Source organism: Streptomyces sp. NPDC006339, assembly GCF_040612775.1.
Lineage (GTDB): Bacteria > Actinomycetota > Actinomycetes > Streptomycetales > Streptomycetaceae > Streptomyces.
In genome coordinates this window covers 18867-35393 of sequence record NZ_JBEXQW010000057.1, presented here as the reverse complement: position 1 = coordinate 35393, position 16527 = coordinate 18867, and the positions used below count along the sequence as shown (strand labels likewise).

Annotated in this window: 13 protein-coding genes; 6 read left to right on the top strand and 7 right to left on the bottom strand. The window is 74.0% G+C overall.

What is annotated here, in order from left to right; translation table 11 throughout:
- Positions 1 to 35 precede the first annotated feature (35 nt).
- Entirely contained in the window at positions 36 to 662 is a 627-nt protein-coding gene (locus ABZ135_RS33050) for a carboxymuconolactone decarboxylase family protein (RefSeq protein WP_356701090.1), read from the top strand.
- A 67-nt stretch (positions 663 to 729) separates the two neighbouring features.
- Here the strand turns inward: ABZ135_RS33050 and ABZ135_RS33045 are convergent, their stop codons facing one another.
- Positions 730 to 1587, bottom strand: coding sequence for a GH25 family lysozyme (locus ABZ135_RS33045; RefSeq protein ID WP_356701088.1), 858 nt, complete (start codon positions 1585 to 1587; stop codon positions 730 to 732).
- Positions 1588 to 1945: 358 nt separating this feature from the next.
- On the opposite strand from ABZ135_RS33045, the gene ABZ135_RS33040 reads away from it, so the two are divergent.
- The 3 genes from ABZ135_RS33040 to ABZ135_RS33030 all read left to right on the top strand — a co-directional run bounded on the left by ABZ135_RS33040 (position 1946) and on the right by ABZ135_RS33030 (position 3820).
- The gene (locus ABZ135_RS33040) at positions 1946 to 2410 is read left to right on the top strand and encodes a GreA/GreB family elongation factor (protein ID WP_356701086.1); all 465 of its coding nucleotides are present in this window, start codon (positions 1946 to 1948) and stop codon (positions 2408 to 2410) included.
- 101 nt (positions 2411 to 2511) lie between these two features.
- On the top strand, positions 2512 to 3432 hold the full coding sequence (gene ligD, locus ABZ135_RS33035; RefSeq protein WP_356701084.1) for a non-homologous end-joining DNA ligase: 921 nt from the start codon (positions 2512 to 2514) through the stop codon (positions 3430 to 3432).
- 7 nt (positions 3433 to 3439) lie between these two features.
- Complete coding sequence (locus ABZ135_RS33030; protein ID WP_356701083.1) at positions 3440 to 3820, top strand: hypothetical protein; 381 nt, start codon at positions 3440 to 3442, stop codon at positions 3818 to 3820.
- A 78-nt stretch (positions 3821 to 3898) separates the two neighbouring features.
- Here ABZ135_RS33030 and ABZ135_RS33025 read toward each other — a convergent pair whose 3' ends face one another.
- From ABZ135_RS33025 to ABZ135_RS33005, 5 genes are all read right to left on the bottom strand, one after another.
- Complete coding sequence (locus ABZ135_RS33025) at positions 3899 to 4783, bottom strand: geranyl diphosphate 2-C-methyltransferase (protein ID WP_356701081.1); 885 nt, start codon at positions 4781 to 4783, stop codon at positions 3899 to 3901.
- Between the two features lie 17 nt (positions 4784 to 4800).
- A complete protein-coding gene (locus ABZ135_RS33020) occupies positions 4801 to 6078 on the bottom strand; it encodes a family 2 encapsulin nanocompartment cargo protein terpene cyclase (protein ID WP_356701080.1) in 1278 nt (425 codons plus the stop codon).
- Between the two features lie 104 nt (positions 6079 to 6182).
- On the bottom strand, positions 6183 to 7595 hold the full coding sequence (locus tag ABZ135_RS33015) for a family 2B encapsulin nanocompartment shell protein (protein ID WP_356701078.1): 1413 nt from the start codon (positions 7593 to 7595) through the stop codon (positions 6183 to 6185).
- 407 nt (positions 7596 to 8002) lie between these two features.
- The gene (locus ABZ135_RS33010; RefSeq protein ID WP_356701077.1) at positions 8003 to 9496 is read right to left on the bottom strand and encodes an MFS transporter; all 1494 of its coding nucleotides are present in this window, start codon (positions 9494 to 9496) and stop codon (positions 8003 to 8005) included.
- Positions 9493 to 10677, bottom strand: a complete 1185-nt coding sequence (locus ABZ135_RS33005) for an aromatic acid exporter family protein (RefSeq protein WP_356701102.1) — start codon at positions 10675 to 10677, stop codon at positions 9493 to 9495. Before ABZ135_RS33005 ends, ABZ135_RS33010 begins: the two co-directional genes overlap by 4 nt.
- Before the next feature lie 359 nt (positions 10678 to 11036).
- On the opposite strand from ABZ135_RS33005, the gene ABZ135_RS33000 reads away from it, so the two are divergent.
- Positions 11037 to 11753 (top strand): DUF2470 domain-containing protein, encoded by a 717-nt coding sequence (locus tag ABZ135_RS33000; RefSeq protein WP_356701076.1) that lies wholly within the window; start codon positions 11037 to 11039, stop codon positions 11751 to 11753.
- A 37-nt stretch (positions 11754 to 11790) separates the two neighbouring features.
- Here ABZ135_RS33000 and ABZ135_RS32995 read toward each other — a convergent pair whose 3' ends face one another.
- A complete protein-coding gene (locus ABZ135_RS32995; RefSeq protein ID WP_356701075.1) occupies positions 11791 to 12828 on the bottom strand; it encodes a hypothetical protein in 1038 nt (345 codons plus the stop codon).
- A 284-nt stretch (positions 12829 to 13112) separates the two neighbouring features.
- On the opposite strand from ABZ135_RS32995, the gene ABZ135_RS32990 reads away from it, so the two are divergent.
- The gene (locus ABZ135_RS32990) at positions 13113 to 16508 is read left to right on the top strand and encodes a BTAD domain-containing putative transcriptional regulator (protein ID WP_356701074.1); all 3396 of its coding nucleotides are present in this window, start codon (positions 13113 to 13115) and stop codon (positions 16506 to 16508) included.
- The last annotated feature ends 19 nt before the right edge of the window (positions 16509 to 16527 follow it).

The following is a 16527-nucleotide window of genomic DNA, read 5'->3' as shown; positions in this document are numbered from 1 at the left end:
CCCCCCACGGGTATGGGAACGAAAAGGGAGGCAAGGTGCCGGGAGACAAGGCGTCCGCAGGCAAGACGTCAGGAGGCACGGCGTCAGGGGGCACGGCGCGACGGCTGACCGCGCTCGCGCCCGAACAGGCCACCGGCAAGGCGCGCGAGCTGCTCGCCGACATCGTGGAGCGGCACGGCTCGGCGGGCGAGATGGTGTCGACGATGGCCCATTCGGGGGCGGTCCTGGAGGGCTATCTCAGCCTGTCCCGGGCGATGAAACGGGTGAAGATCCCACGCGCCCTGAGCGAGAAGATCTCGCTGGCCGTGCAGGAGTGGATCGGCTGCGGCACCTGCCGCGAGGCCCATGTCGCCGCGGCCCGCGCCGCCGGCCTGTCGGAGGCCGACATCGAGCTGGCCCGCCAGGGCACGTCCACGGACGCGCGCGAGGCGGCGCTCATCACAGTCGCCCTGCGCGTGCTGGCCGAGCCGAGCGCCCTGGGCGACCAGGACGTGGCGGAGCTGCGCGCGCACGGCTGGAGCGACCGGGTCATCGCGGAGGTGGTGGGGGTGGTGACGCTCAATCTGCTGACGGGCGCCTTCAACCTGCTGGCCGGGATCCAGCCGGAGGACGAGCCCACGGCGGACGAGCCCACGGCGGAGGAGGCCGCAGCGAAGGGGTAGAGGACGACCGGCGCGGCGCGCCGACACGCCGCCGGTCACCGCCGTCGGCCAGGAGGTCCGCAGTCGGTCAGGAGGCCGCGGGGCGGCGCGTCGCGGTCGGGCCGTCCAGGTGGGCCAGGGCGCGCAGCCCGTCGAGCCCGCCCCGGTAGACGTTGCGGTCGGCGATGCCGGCGGTGCCGTCACGGCCGGGGATGCCGGGCACCCGCTCGCTGTCGCTGTACTGCCAGAAGGTCCACGCCCCCGCGCCCGGCACGTCGTACGGCTCCCGCGCGCCGCTCTCGTACCGGGCGAGCCACAGCGGGTACCCGCGGAAGACCCCGCCGTCGCCGTCCATGCAGTCGTGCACGAACGAGGCCCGTGTGTAGACGATCGGGGTCACTCCGAACTCGGACGCCACCCGCTCCAGGAACGCCCTCACCTGGTCGCCGCGCAGGGCCTTCGGGCAGACCTCCTTCCCGTCCTTCCAGACGCTCTCGACGTCGAGGACCGGCGGCAGCTCGCCCGGCGCGGTGCCGGCGTAGCCGGCGGCGCGGGCGGTGCGCACGAAGTGGTCGGCCTGTCGGGCGCCGTCGCTCGTGCTCTTCGGGTCGAAGAAGTGGTACGGCGCCCGCAGCAGGGCCGTGGCGGAGACGGCCCGGAAGTCGCGGGCGAACCACGGGTCCCGGTACGAGGAACCCTGGGTGGCCTTGAGGAACGCGAAGGCGTTGCCCCGCGCGACCCGGTCCCAGTCGATGGGCTCACCGGTGGCGCCGTGGTTGTGATGACTGGTGTCGACACCCTTCACGGCGTACGAGCTCGGGGGCGCGGCGGCACTCGGCTGGGCGCCGGCCAGGGCGGTGCCGGCCAGGACGGAGGCCGTGGCGAGGGCGGCGAAGGCCACGGGGAGGCGTCGCGGGGTGCGGCGGGTGGGGGCGGAAGCGGGCACGGGCAGCTCCTTCGGGAACGCGGTCGGGCGATCCGGAGCGGGGGACGGCACGACGATGCGCCCGCACGTCGTGCGGCTCCCGGGCTCTCCGGTCATCAGCCGATTCATCCACAGGTCGGCCGTCGGGCAGGAGCATTGCCCCCGTGTGTCCCGCAGAGGAAGCCGGGGAGAGCAGAGGCGGGGGCGTGGACGGTCGCGCGCCCTCGACGGAACCGGCCCGCGTCCCGGGCCCGCGTCCGGGGCCCAGGCCCGCCTCCGTGGCCCGCGTCCGGGCGTCGGTGATTTGCCGGGTCCTCCGGCCGGTGCGCTAATGAAAGCCCCCGGTACTCCACGTGCCACCAGCGACATGGGAGCAGGCATGACCGACGGTCCCGAGCCCATCAACGCCGAAGCCCTCCGGGCGCTCCGGGAGGAGCTGGTCGAGCTGCGCGCCGAACGTGACGCGGCGGCCGCGACCCTGCGGGACCAGGACCCGTCGGTCGGTGACGACGCCGACGCGGCCGACGAGTTGCAGCGGGTCTCCCAGGTCGCCCGGCTCGACCGGCGCATCGCCGAGATCGAGGAGCGGGTCCGCGAGGCGGGCGCCGCGGGCGCGCCGCCCTCGGACGTGGTGGGGGTGGGCAGCACCGTCACCGTGCGGTTCGAGGACGGCGGCGAGTCGACCGTGCACATCGGTGAGCTCGCGGACGCGGACGACCCGGCCCTGGTGACCTCCGACAGCCCGCTCGGCACCGCTCTGATGGGCCGCCGCTCGGGTGACACGGTCACCTACCGGACGCCCGGCGGCCCGATGTCCGCGACCGTCGTGTCCCTCGGCTCCTGAGCCCCCTGCCCCGTACCGGCCAGGGGATTCCGGTCGAGTGCCCGGGGTAGGCGCGGGGGCGTACGGAACCGGAGCGAGCACGAGGGCACGAGGAGGAGGCCGTGAGTCCCCAGGGCGGGCCGAGCGCGTACCGGGTCGGCCGGCACACCGTCGAGGTGGCCCGGCCCGACAAGGTGCTGTTCCCCGAGGACGGCCTCACCAAGGCCGGCCTCGCGGACTACTACCGGCGGGTGGCCCGCCGTATGGTGCCGCATCTGCGGGGCCGGCCGCTGATGCTGGAGCAGCATCCGGACGGCATCGACGGCCCCGGTTTCATGCGGAAGGACGTCCCCGAGCACTTCCCGGACTGGCTCGCGACGGCCGAACTGCCCAAGGCGGACGGCACCGTCACCTACGCCCTGTGCGAGGACGCCGCCTCGCTGGTGTACCTGGCCGGCCAGGCGTGCGTCACGCCTCACCGCTGGCTCTCCCGCGCCGACCGGCCCGACCACCCCGACCGGCTCGTCCTGGACCTCGATCCGCCGGGCGACGACTTCGACGCCGTGCGCCGGGCGGCGCGGAGGCTGCGCACGCTCCTCGACGAGCTGGAGCTGCCGTCGCTGCCGATGACGACGGGCTCGCGCGGCCTGCACGTCGTGGTGCCGCTGCTGCGCCGGGACACCTTCGACGACGTCCGGGCCTTCGCCCGGGAGCTGGCGGAGCTGCTCGCGGACCGGTACCCGGACGAGCTGACGACGGCGGCCCGCAAACGCGAGCGCGGGCGGCGGCTCTACCTGGACGTCCAGCGCAACGGTTACGGTCAGACCGCCGTCGCCCCCTACGCGGTGCGGGCCCGGCCGGGCGCGCCCGTCGCGGCGCCGCTGTCCTGGGACGAGCTGGACGACCCGGAGCTGACGGCACGGCGCTGGACCGTGGCGGACGCCGACGAGCTCCTGGACCGCGACCCGTGGCGGGACGCCCCGCGCGGGCACTCCCCGGCGGCCGCGCGGCGACGGCTGGCCGCCCTGCGCGAAGGCGGGTGAGCACGGCATGGCACGCGTGACGGTGGACGGGGACCGGGTCGTCGTACGGCTGGGTCCGGGCGAGACGGCGGCGGCGCGGCGCCGTACGATCCGGCTGCCCGTGGCGGCGCTGCGCGCGGTCGGCGTGGAGACCGGCTGGTGGCGGGCGTTGCGCGGGGAGGCGGGCCGGGGCCGCTGGATGCCCGGCCGGTGCGTGGGGACCCGGTACGGTCCGGCCGGCGAGGACTTCGTCGCGGTGCGGGCCGACGGCCGCCCGGTCCTGGTCCTGGACTTCGGGCGGGGCGCGCCCTTCGACCGGGTGGCCCTCACCGTACCGGACCCGGAGCGCACGGCCCGCGAGTTGCGTGCCCTGATGCCGGAGGGGCCGCCGTCGTCCGGGACGCCCTGAGCGCTGTCGCCCACCCGCGACCGGGGCCGGGCCCGTCCTCCGACGGGCCCGGCCCCGGGGTTCACCGGTCGTGACGGGTCAGACCCGGTCGGCCGCGATCAGGACGTACTGGAAGGAGCCGTCCTTGTACGACTCGATGAACGCCTCCTCGATGCCGGTGACCAGCGAGGACGTGGCCCGCAGCTCCCAGTACGGCAGGGTCGCGGCGGTCAGGTCGATCACCGCCTGGGGGACGAGGCGGTTGTCGGCCATGGCGCGCAGGTACTCGCGGCGGGAGTGGATGTTGCACTCGAAGTGGGCGTTGATCTGGGAGACCCACTTCGAGGGCTGGCCGTACTTGGGGTTCCAGCAGCCGGTGATGGTGACGTAACGGCCGCCGACCGCGAGCACGCGGGAGTGCTCGGCGAACAGGTCGTGCAGGTCGACGTACATGCTGGACTCGTTGTTCCAGGAGCCGGCCATCTGCCCGGTCTCGAACGGGGTGTCGAGCATGTTGCACACGCGGGCCCGGACGTGGTCCTCGATGCCGATCTCCTGGGCGCGCCGGTTGGCGAAGTCGGCCTGCTTGGCGGAGAGGGTGACGCCCTCCACCGTGCAGCCGAAGCGCTGGTGGGCCATGACCATCGAGCCGCCGCGGCCGCAGCCCGCGTCCATGAGCGTGTCGTCGCGTCCGATGGGGCCGAGGTGGTCGAGCAGGAGTTCGGCCTGCGCCGACTCCAGGCGGTGGAGCTCGGCGATCAGCTTCTTCTCGTACGCGCTGTCCTCGGGGTCGCCGAGGGCGGCCCGGTCGATGTCACCGACGCCGTAGTGGTGGTGGTAGAGCCCGTCGACATCGCCGAGGCGCAGGTTCACGGGCCTGGCCTCGTCGTTCCAGTAGCGGGCGATGTCCCCCTGGTAGGGCGTCGCGGGCGACGGAACGAACGCGGAGGCGTTATCGGCGGTGGTGAACTCGGTGCTGGTCACAGATAAAGGTCCGTTTCTTACCAGAAGTCGGGCAGGCTGTAGCGGTAGGTGTTGGTCTGGTGCCAGTAGTGGTTGCCGTCGACCCACACGGCCACGCCCTTGAGGAAGCGCAGCACGGTCGGTACGGGGCAGGCGGCGGCCAGTTCGGCGGCCTCGGCCTCGAAGGCGTGCATGAGGTCGTTGTGGACCTCGACGGCCTTCAGATAGCCCTCCTTGTCGGAGAGGCCCTCGCGTTCGGCGATCACCACGGGCAGGTTGAGGTGCTTGCCGGGGCTCGCCAGCTCCTTGGTGTAGGAGTAGAGGTCGTTGACGATGGTGGTCGCGTTCCCGGCGAGCGCGATGACCCGCTGCATGGCGGGCTGGGCGTGCAGGTCCGCGGGCAGTTCGTAACCGCCGACAGTGTCGGTGATGGTCGGGCAGGGGCGGAAGTTGTTGAACTGGCGCATCGCCAGGTACTCCCACACCTCGGGTACGTGGTCGGTCTGGGCCCAGGCGGCCTCGGCGAGGTAGCCCATGTGCAGCCGGGCCATGTCGTGCCGGTAGCGGTCCGCCTGGGAGGCGGTGGCCTGCTGGACGAAGTACGCCATGGCGGAGCGGTAGGCGCGCCGGGGGGCGTCCGAGCCGAGCGACTCGGCCCATCCCGGCGCGTACTCGTGGGTGGTGTGCAGCGGGTCGAGGGCCGTGTGGGCGAGGAGGAGCCGGCTGCCGAGTCCGATCGGCGAGCCGCCGTGGTCCTCGCAGTAGCAGTCGTCGACGGCGTTCTCGGCCACCATCAGCCGGGTGGCGATCATCAGGTGGTCGACCGACGGGGCGTCGGGGTGACAGGCCACCATGTAGCGCCCGACGGAGAAGCCGTCGAACTCGCCCTCCCACTCCTCGGGGTAGAGCTGGACCTCGTCGACCGCCCAGTCCTTGATCCGGCGGCTGACCTCCGCCACCCGTGCCGCGTCGGGCTCCGGGATCGGGTGGTGGTAGAGGCCCGGGATCGGGATGCCCTCCGCCGGGGCGGCGGGCTGGGGCGGCGCCGGCGGCTCGGCCCGCCGGGCCAGCGAGAGCGCGGTCGTCCCGAGCCCGCTGGGCCCGCGCAGGATCCGTTCGAGCTCGGGGTGGGGCGGCGCGGGTACGCCGGCGGGCTCGGCCGGCGCGGAGGATGCGGCCGTCCCGGCGGGCGGGAACGGGAAGGAGGGCGGGCCGGGCAGCGACGGCCGTGCGGGCGGGGCGGCCGGGAGGGTGGGGAGGGACGAGGAGGAAGAGGGCGGGCTCGACTGCACAGGGGAAGGCCCGGGATCGGGCATCCGTGGCTCCTTGCTGGGATGGGGGCCGTCCCGGCCCGGGGAAGCCCGGCGCGGCCCTCGGACGGCTCCTCGACGGACGGGGCGGAGGGCGGAGGTGGGATGTCCTAGTCGCGCCTGCGGGCGATCTGGACGTTCTCCAGCACGCCGAGCGCGTCGGGCACCAGGACGGCGGCGGAGTAGTAGGTGGTGACCAGGTAGGAGATGATCGCCTGCTCGCTGATGCCCATGAAGCGCACCGACAGGCCCGGCTCGTACTCCTCGGGCAGTCCGGTCTGGCGCAGTCCGATGACGCCCTGGTTGTCCTCGCCGGTGCGCATGGCGATGATGGAGCTGGTCTGCTCCTTGCTGATGGGGATCTTGTTGCAGGGGAGGATCGGTACGCCGCGCCAGGCCGGCACCAGTTGGCCGCCGAGGTCGACGTGGTCGGGGTAGAGCCCGCGGGCGTTGAACTCGCGTCCGATGGCCGCGATCGTCTTGGGGTGGGCGAAGAAGAACTTGGTGCCGCGGCGGCGGCAGAGCAGTTCGTCGAGGTCGTCCGGGGTGGGCGGGCCCGAGTGGGTCTGGATCCGCTGCTTGAAGTCGGCGTTGTGGAGCAGGCCGAACTCGCGGTTGTTGACGAGCTCGTCCTCCTGGCGCTCGCGCAGCGCCTCGATGGTGAGCCGGAGCTGCTCCTCGGTCTGGTTGTGCGGGCCGTTGTAGAGGTCGGCGACCCGGGTGTGGACCTTGAGGACGGTCTGGGCGACGGAGAGCTCGTACTCGCGGGGGTTGAGCTCGTAGTCGACGAAGGCGCCGGGGAGTTCGACCTCGCCGACGTGGCCGGCGGACATGGCGATCTCGGCCTCGCCGTGACGGTTCTGCCGCTGCTGGGGGAGGGCGCTGAACGCCTGGATGTGGGCTTCCAGGCTCGGCGACTGGGCCATCACGGAGGCGAAGTCGGAGCGGGAGAGGGTGAGCAGGGTGCCGGGGGTCTCGGCGGTGGCGGTGTAGTCCCACCTGGCGTCGGCGTCCAGGAGGGCGTTCTCGCCGAACCGGTCGCCGTCGGCGAGGACGGAGACGGAGACCTCGTCGCCGTACTTGCCGACGGAGGTCTGGTTGACCCGGCCGTGGGCGATGAGGTGGATCTGCTCGGCGGGCGCGCCGCGCTCGACGATGACCTCGCCGGCGCGGAAGTCGCGCTGGGCGCAGCGGCCGGCCAGGGCGGTCAGCACCTCTTCGTCCTCGAAGCCGCGCAGCAGGGCGAGTTCGCCGAGCTCGCGGGGGATGACGCGGACGGAGGCGCCGTCCTGGACGAACTCGATGACACCGTCGCCGACGGTGTAGGTGAGGCGGCGGTTCACCCGGTAGGCGCCGCCCTTGGTCTCCACCCAGGGGAGCGTGCGCAGCAGCCACCGTGAGGTGATCTCCTGCATCTGGGGGGCGGACTTGGTGGTGGTGGCGAGGTTGCGGGCAGCCGCGGTGCTCAGGCTGGACTGCCGCGGCGGCTCCGCCTGAATCTCCGGACCGGTCTCAACGGTCATGGAAGGAGCGCTCCTTAAAAGAGGGGAAAGAGGAAAACCCGACGCAATCACCGGGAACCGGGAATCCGGGTCGGATCGACCAGATCGGCCAGATCCTGGGGAACAGTAACGCTCCGTGCGCGCGCCCCGCCCCGTGAGTCCGGAGGCATTACCTCGATGCGGTGATCTTGTTCGATACGGGGTTTATCCCGGCGACCGACGACATTCGAGCCACTCGGCGAAGGGCGCTCGGAGCCCCTCTCCCCCACCCGGCCCGAGCGCCCAAATGTCGCCCCTGTCCTCTTTGTTGAGCCTCTTTCAGTGCGTCTTTCCGTGCGTCGCGCCTGGCGGCGCGGCGCTGCCGCGTGACGGGCCGGGGCGGCGGAAACGCCGATGCCGTCCTTCTGCAGAGACGTTTCGCGCCATCGTCACGGCCGGACGCGCGCGGTGGACGGCTTCACCGTCGAGAGGGGTTCGGCGATGTCCTCCAGCGAACGGCGTTCGGCGTTCACCGCCAGGAACACCGCCACGAGCCCGGCGGCGCACATGAGGCCCGCGCCGATCTGGAAGGCGAGGACGGTGTCGCCGACCACGCCCGATTCGGTGAGGCCGGCGAAGACCAGCGGGCCGCTGATGCCGCCGGCCGCGGTGCCGAGGGCGTAGAAGAAGGCGATGGCCATCGCCCTGGTCTCCATCGGGAAGACCTCGGAGACGGTCAGATAGGCGCTGGAGGCGCCCGTCGACGCGAAGAAGAGCACCACGCACCAGCAGGCGGTCAGCGTGGACGCGGTGAGCGAGCCGCGGTCGAAGAGCCAGGCCGTGGCGAACAGGAGCAGGCCGGAGAGCAGATAGGTGGAGGAGATCATGATCCGGCGGCCGACGGTGTCGAAGAGCCTGCCGAGCAGCAGCGGGCCGACGAAGTTGCCGGCCGCGATGACGGCGAAGTAGTAGCCGGTGTGGCCGGTCGGCACGCCGTAGAACGTGGTGAGGATGGCGCCGAAGCCGAAGGTGATGGCGTTGTAGAGGAACGCCTGGCCGACGAAGAGCGCCAGGCCGAGGACGGCACGCCGCGGATAGCGGGCGAAGACGGTCCGCGCGATCTCGCCGAAGCCGACGCCGCGGCGCTGGTGGATCGTGATCTCGCGGTCCGGCGGCGGGAGCGGTGCGCCCTTCTCCCGCTCGATCTCCCGCTCGACGGACGAGACCAGCTCCTCGGCCTTCTCGCCGCGGCCGTGGATGAACTGCCAGCGTGGACTCTCCGGCACGTGCCGGCGGACGAGCAGGATGACCAGGCCGAGGACGACGCCGAGGGCGAAGCTGAGCCGCCAGCCGATGTCCGCGGGGAATATGTCGGTGTCCAGCATGACGATGGACAGCAGGGCGCCGCCGATGGCGCCCAGCCAGTAGCTGCCGTTGATGATCAGGTCGACCCGGCCCCGGTAGAGGGACGGGATCAGCTCGTCGATCGCGGAGTTGATGGCCGCGTACTCGCCGCCGATGCCGAAGCCGGTGAGGAAGCGGAAGAGGAAGAACCACCACGCCTCGGTGGACAGCGCGGTCAGCGCGGTCGCGGCGAGGTAGACCGCCAAGGTGACCATGAAGAGCCGTTTGCGGCCGTAGCGGTCGGTCAGCCAGCCGAAGAACAGGGCCCCGGAGCAGGCCCCGGCCACGTACAGGGCGGCGGCGACGCCGGTGATCTGGGCGGAGGTGATGGCGAGTCCGCTGCCGTCCTCGGCGATGCGGCCGGCCACGTTGCCGACGATGGTGACCTCGAGACCGTCGAGGATCCAGACGGTGCCGAGGCCGATGACGATCATCCAGTGCCAGCGGGACCAGGGCAGCCGGTCCAGGCGGGCCGGTACGGCGGTGGTGACCGTGCCCGTCTCGGCGGGCACGGCGTCGGGCGTCGATGGGGCCGTCATGTCTTCCTCTCCGCTTCCTGGGGGGTCTTCCTGAGCGGCAGGCGCCGCCGCTCGCGGCGTTCCCTGCGCTCCCGCGCGTGCCGGTCGAGCTCCTCCATGAGGCGCCGGCCCCGGTGCTCGGGGTCGAGCTCGTCGAGGACGCGGTCGACCTCGGCGAGCATGGCTCCGTAGAGCTGCCAGCGGGCGGGCTCGCGCAGGGCGAGGGCGAGCAGCAGGTCGGCCGCGCGGTCCCGGCAGACCCGGGCCGCGCGGAGTTCGCCCGCGAGCCGTGACTCGGCCGCCTCGGCCGCCTCGCTGCCGGACGCGGTGACGAGGACGGCGAAGCTGACGAAGGCGTCGGCGGTGTGCTGGGCGGTCTCCTGCAGGGCGAGGGCGGTGGAGCGGGGCAGCAGGTCCCGGCCGGCGCGCTCCTTCGCGAGGTCGGTGAGGGTGCGGGTGAGGACGCGCAGCACGACGGCGCAGATCTCCAGGGTGTCGAGCCCTGTGCGCAGCACGATGCGGTGCAGCAGCCCCTCCTTGACGCGGGGGTTGAGCCGGAGGCTGTCCTCGGCCGTGCGCAGGGCGCCGTCCACGTCGGCGACGTCGTTGTCGAGGCGCCGCGCCTCGTGCAGGCGGGCCGCGGCCCGTTCGTACGGGGGTGCGCCGGTGAGCTCCTCGGCGACGTCGAGGAGCAGTCGGCGCATCCGGCGGGCGAGGTCCTCGATGGATTCACCGGCCGTGTCCACCCAGACGGGTGGGGCGAGCACCGTGTTGAAGAGCATGCCGACGACGGCGCCGATCAGGGTCTCCAGGACCCGGTCCCAGGCGGTGTGGGCCACTTGGGTGACGCCGAGGACGAGCATGGCACTGATCGCGACCTCGGGGATGAACTCCTCCACCTTCACCAGGCGGCCCACGAGGAGCGAGGCCAGGATGATGAGGGCGAGGCTCCACCAGGACAGGCCGACGAGCACGCTGAACGCGATGGCGATGAGCACGCCGACGACGACGGAGTTGACCCGGCGCAGGCTCGTGGTGAGGGTCGAGTAGAGGGTGACCTGGACGACGAGCAGGGCGGTGAGCGGGGCGGTCAGCGGCGCCTGTTCGCTGCTGAGCCAGAGCGCGACGACGTACGACAGGGTCGCGGCGGCCGTGGACCGCACCGTCTGGACGACGAACGGATCGCGCCGCAGCTTCCTCATGAGCTCGGTGTCCCGGGCGCTCCGCCTGCTGCGCTGCGTCACGTGCTCCCTCGCTTCGCCGTACGGTCTCCCGCTCCGCCCGAGCGTGCCATCCCGCTCTCTCCGCCGCTTCTCCGGCGCACCCGCCCGGCGGCCGTGCGCCCTCCGAACGGGGAGGGCACGCCACCCGCTTGCCCCGCCGGACGGAATCCACGCCAGGGTGTGGATCACCGGTCTCGCTGCGCAGGAGCGAGCGGAGGCGCCGCGTTGCGGCGGGCGGTTCGGGGGTGGATCAGAAGGGGGGGTTAGGTTAGCCTTACCTCACCACAGGCTTCGCCGTCCCGTCCCTTCCGTCCCGTCCCGCCTCGCGAGGAGTCACCTTGAGCGCCGTCCACGACACCGCCCCGCCCGAGCAGACCCCGGCCGAGCACATCCGCTCCGTCCTGGCCCGGGCGATCTCCCTCTCGCTCACCGTGGACGGCCAGGACGTCGACCTGATCGGCATGCACTCCGTGGACGCCGACGGACGCGTCACGCTGCACCCTCCGGCGGAGAGCACCCTGGCCCTCCTCGCCGCCACGTCGCCGGCCGACGGCCTCGCCGCGCTGCTGGAGTTCACCGACATCGCGCCGACGGCACTCCGTGACCGTGTACGGGCCAGGGTGACGCTCTCCGGGCGGCTCGTCCCGGCGACGACCGGGATCGGGGCCGCCCTGCGGCTCGCGCCGGCGCGCGTGACGCTGCGCACGGCGACGGGGATCCACGAAGTCGCCCCGGACGTGTTCGCCCTCGCCGCGCCCGACCCGCTCGCCGTCGAGGAGGCGGCGATGCTCACCCATCTGGCCGACGCCCACGAGGACATGGTGGCCGACCTGGTCGTCCTCGCCGGGTCGCGCCTGCCGCACGGCGTGGTCCGGGCCATGCCCTTCGCCGTGGACCGGTACGGCATCACCCTGCGCTGCGAGTACCGCGAAGGCCACTGCGACCTGCGCCTGCTGTTCCCCGCCACCGCCCGCGACGCGACCGAGGCCGGAGAGCAGGTCCGCCGGCTCCTCACGACACCCCGCTGCGCCCACCACCACTCCGCACGCCCCTGAACATCCCGAACACCCCGAACGACCTGAACAGCCGTTCTCAGCGGAGGGCGTCCCAGTGGCGCAGGGCCCGCAGGGCGGCGCCGCGCGACGGCGAGCCCACGGCGGCCGGGGCGAGGAGGTAGTCGGCGACGGGGGTGAGCAGGAGCGGGGTCTCCGGGTCGGGGGTGAGGAGCCGGGCCTCGTTCCAGGTGTGCCGGATGACCGTGCGGCGGAGCAGGGTGCCGTGCCGGGCGGGGCGGCGCGGAGCGGTGGCGGCGGCCTCGGCGCGGCGGCGTCGTTCGGGGGCGAGTTCGCGGGTGAGGGCGGCGCGGACGGGCCCGAGCGGGCCGAGCGGAAGATGGTCGGCCGCCCGGTCGAGAAGGGCGGCGGCCTCGGGGGCCAGCCGGTAGGCGGCGAGGACCGCGGCGGTCTCGGCGGGCTCGAAGGGCCGGCCGGTCAGTCCGGCGACGTCGAGCAGGGTGACGGGGCCGGGCGCCAGGGCGGGCCGCAGGAGCCGTGACTCGGCGAGGGCGATGAGGCACTCGACCGGCTCGTCGGCGACCAGATACGGCCGTACGGGCACGGTCGAGCCGTCACCGGGCAGGGCGGCGGTGCTCAGCCGCACCCGGTACCAGGGGTCGACCAGCGGGTCCTCGGCGGGCCACTCGACCGTGACGGCCGTGTGATGGGGGCGCTCGCCGAGCAGCGAGACGTCGATGTGCTCCACCGGGTGGTCGGTGACGACCCGGATGACGGCCTGCCAGAGCGCCGCCTCGTCGGGGGCGACGAGTTCGAGGGCGTCCAGCGGGCGGAGCAGCCCGGCCGGGTAGTGACCGGCGAGCGGGAGGCCGCGGATGGCCCGGACGCCGGTGGCCCGGGTGAGGTCGGCGGCCAGTCGGGCGTAGCGGGCGGCACGGTCGCGCGCCCGGCGGAGCTCGGCCCGCGCGGGCTCCCCCATCCGGACGCCGTCGCGGACCAGGGCCGAGAGCACCAGGTGCGGCAGGTGACGACAGGACCGGGCGCGGTGGAGGAGCTCGGCGGGCCCGTCGGCCGGGTCGGTGTCGAGCAACCGGTAGAGCAGTGCGGTGGTGTTCACGGATGTCCGCCTCCGAAGGTAGGGTCAGGGCCCGGCTCCACCGGCGGGCGAGAGGGGCGGGCGGCGGTGCCGGCCGTCTCCGGCGGGCCCGCGGCACGGCGATTCTGTCCAACGGGGTTCAACACCTGGTCACCGCAGACTCAACACACTCTCGACACCGAGTGCGACGCTGTGGTTAAAAAGGTGACACAAATCTGACATGCGTGCTCTCGGGGGTGGGCACGGTGTTCCGGGGTGGCTGGGGGCAGGGCGTGGGGGATCTCCGTTTTTCGTTACTCGGTCTGATGCGGGCTCACCGGGGCGCGACCGCCCTCAAGGTGGGAAGCCCGCAGCAACAGGCGATGCTGGCGGTGCTCCTGCTGCGGCCGGGGTACGCGGCGAGCGCCACCGATCTCATCGCCGCGCTGTGGGGCGAGGAGCCGCCGAGCGCGGCGATGACCACCGTACGTACCTACGCGTGGCGTTGGCGCAAGGCGCTGGACGCCGGGGGCAGGGAGCAGGAAGGCGACGGGGCGGGAGCCGGGGCCGCGGCCGAGCGGCCCGCGAGCGTGCTGGTGTCGATGGGCGACGGCTACCGGCTGGTCCTGCCGAAGCTCGCCGTGGACGCGGCACAGGCCGAGGCGCTGGCCGTCGAGGCGGAGCGCACGGCGCGCACCGATCCGCCGCGCGCCAGGGACCTGCTCAACCAGGCCCTGGAGCTGTGGCAGGGTGAGCCGCTGGCCGGCATCCCGGGGCCGTTCGCGGAGCGGCACCGGCAGCGGCTCGAAGAGCTGCGCCTCACGCTCCTGGAGGAGCGGATCGGGCTCGATCTGACGCTCGGCCGCCCCGCGCGCTGCATCCCGGAGCTGACCGCGCTGACCACCGAACACCCGCTGCACGAGCGGGCGTACGGGCTGCTGATGCGGGCGCTGTACCAGGCCGGACGGCAGGCGGACGCGCTGGCCGTGTACCGCGGGGTGCGGCAGTTGTTCCTCGCGGAGCTGGGCGTCCCTCCGGGCGCGGAGCTGGAGCAACTGCACCGGAGAATCCTGGAGGGCGACCCGGCACTGGCCGCGGCGGCGACGGGCCCGGCGACGGTGGCGAGTCCTGGGACGGGGAGCGGGGAGGCGGGGCGGGGCGCGCCTCACGTCGGCGGCTCCGGGGAACGGCCCGCGGGCCCGGCCGGGCCGGAGCTCGGGACCGGTGCCGATGCCGGGGCCGGGCCCGGCTCGGGGTCCGTGACCGGGGCCGGGGCCCGGGCGGGTGAGCCGGGCCGCCGGAAGGGGGCGGAGGCACAGGAGGAGCGGCGGGCCGAGGAGCGGCCCGAGGAGGCGGGCGAGGACGGGCGGGAGGCACTTCGAAGACCCTCCGGCGCCCCGCCCAGACCGGCCCAACTCCCGCCCGACGCGAGCGACTTCACCGGCCGTACGGCTCCGGTGCGGACGCTGGACGAGGCACTCGGCAGGCCCTCGGCGCAGGCGCTGGTGATCGCCACCGTGGTCGGCATGGGAGGGGTCGGCAAGACGGCGCTGGCGCTCCACGTGGCGCACCGCGTCCGGGACGCCTACCCCGACGGCCAGTTGTACGTGGACCTGCGCGGCTCCGACCCCGTACCCGCCGATCCGGAGGCGGTGCTCAGCGGCTTCCTGGTGGCGCTCGGAGTGTCCGGCGACGCGGTGCCGGACGGTCTCGACGCCCGCTCGGCACTGTTCCGGTCCGTCGTGGACGGGCGGCGGCTGCTGCTGGTGCTCGACAACGCCAAGGACACGGCGCAGATCCGCCCGCTCCTCCCCGGTTCGGTCGGGTGCGCGGTCCTCACCACCGGACGGACCCGGCCGGCCGGGCTGCCGGCCACCGTGCAGGTCGACCTGGACGTGTTCCAGCCCGCCGAGGCGCTGGACCTGCTCGGCCGCACCATCGGGGCGGAACGCCTCGACGCGGAACGGGAGGCGGCGCGGGAGCTGGTGGTGGCCTGCGGCTACCTCCCGCTGGCGGTCCGGATCGTGGCCGCCCGGCTCGCGGCCCGGCCGGGCTGGACGGTGGAGACCCTCAGCCGCCGGCTCCAGGTGGAGCGGCGGCGGATCGACGAGCTGCGGATCGGCGACCTCGCGGTCGCGGCGGCCTTCGAGCTGAGCTACCGGCAACTGACGGCCGACCAGGCGCGGGCGTTCCGGCTCGTCGCCTCCGTGGACGGACCCGACATCGGGCTGCCGGCCGCCGCCGCGCTGCTCGACCTCGACGAGTACGATGCCGAGGACCTGCTGGAGGCGCTGGTGGACGTGGCGATGGTGGAGTCGCCCTTCCCGGGGCGCTACCGCTACCACGACCTGCTGCGGGCGTTCGCCCGGCGGCGTCCGGCGGAGGAGGGCGAGACCTCCTCGGGGGCGGGCGGCGCGGCGGCGGGCGGGGAGGCGGTGGCGGCCAGGGACCGGCTGCTCGACCACCTGCTGGCCACCGCCTGCACCGCCTTCCAGCACGCGGTTCCGGGCGATCCGGCGGCGGGCGCGCTGGGTCCGGCCCGCACCCGGGGCGTGGCGCTGGCCGGCCGGGACGAGGCCCGGGAGTGGGCGGCGGCGGAACGTGCGGGCGCGGCGGCGCTGGCGGCCCAGGTCGCGGCGGACGCGAGCGCGGGCACCCCGGTCGCCACCCCGGCGGGCGCGACGACCGGCCTGACATCCGGCGCGATGGTCGGCCCGTCGGCCGGCACCACGGTCGGCCCGTCGTCCGGCGCGACGGCAGGCGCGATGTCCGGCGCCGCGGTGGTGCCGGGCGGCGGGCCGGGTGGCGTGCCGGGGACGGCGCTGCGGGCCGCGATCGATCTGCTGATCGCGCTCACTCCGTTCGTGCTCAGCCCGCCCAGCCGCCAACTCGCGACGACGGCCGACGCGTTGGCCGAGGCGGCGGTGCGGCACGGGGACGTGCGGGCCGCCGGGCGGGCGCACTTCCTGCGCGGAAACGTGGCATTGGCGGCGACCCGGCTGGACGCGGCCGAGGCCGCGGCCCGCCAGGCCGTGGACGCGGCGCGGTCCGCGGGCGACACGGTGATCCTGCGGCAGGCGCTCAACGACCTCGGTCTGATCTGCCAGTTCCTCAGCCGCTACGACGAGGCGGTGGACCACTACGACGAGGCGCTGGTGCTGGCGAACGAGCTGGGGCACCGCTCCGGCGCCCTGGTGACGACCGTGAACGCGGCGCTGGCGCGCGTGCGCAGCGGGCGGGCCGCCGAGGCGGTGGAGATCTGTCACGAGGTGCTCGCCGAGCTGCGGACCCGGCAGGACGACCCGGGACGGGCGTACACGCTGTACGTCCTGGGTCTGGCACTGCACGGACTCGGGCAGCACGAGGAGGCAGTGACCTGGTTCGGGGAGTGCCTGGCGGTGGCGGCGGGTGCCGGTCTGCGGGACCGGGCCGCGCACGCGCGGTACCGGCTGGCGGACAGCCTGCGCTCGCTCGGCCGGGCCGACGAGGCGCTCGACCACGCCGGGCAGGCGCTGGCGCTCTGCGAGGAGCTGGGGGCGGAGCGGGACCAGGCCCAGGCGCTGGTGGTGCTGGGCCGCTCGCTGAGGGACCTCGGGCGCGGCGGCGAGGCCGGGGCGCGGTTGCGGCAGGCGTACGAGATCTTCCGCCGGCTGGGGCTCCCGGAGGCCGCCGAGGTGGCGGGGCTTCTCGAGGAGCCGGAGTTCGCCCTGGTCGATCCGTGAGGACCGGGCGGCCCGGGAG

Excerpts from the sequence above, each read along its gene's own strand:
- ABZ135_RS33040 (WP_356701086.1), top strand. The coding sequence starts at position 1,946 with ATGACCGACGGTCCCGAGCCCATCAACGCCGAAGCCCTCCGGGCGCTC.
- ABZ135_RS33030 (WP_356701083.1), top strand. The coding sequence starts at position 3,440 with ATGGCACGCGTGACGGTGGACGGGGACCGGGTCGTCGTACGGCTGGGT.
- ABZ135_RS33020 (WP_356701080.1), bottom strand. The coding sequence starts at position 6,078 with ATGCCCGATCCCGGGCCTTCCCCTGTGCAGTCGAGCCCGCCCTCTTCC.
- ABZ135_RS33015 (WP_356701078.1), bottom strand. The coding sequence starts at position 7,595 with ATGACCGTTGAGACCGGTCCGGAGATTCAGGCGGAGCCGCCGCGGCAG.
- ABZ135_RS33010 (WP_356701077.1), bottom strand. The coding sequence starts at position 9,496 with ATGACGGCCCCATCGACGCCCGACGCCGTGCCCGCCGAGACGGGCACG.
- ABZ135_RS33005 (WP_356701102.1), bottom strand. The coding sequence starts at position 10,677 with ATGAGGAAGCTGCGGCGCGATCCGTTCGTCGTCCAGACGGTGCGGTCC.
- ABZ135_RS32990 (WP_356701074.1), top strand. The coding sequence starts at position 13,113 with ATGCGGGCTCACCGGGGCGCGACCGCCCTCAAGGTGGGAAGCCCGCAG.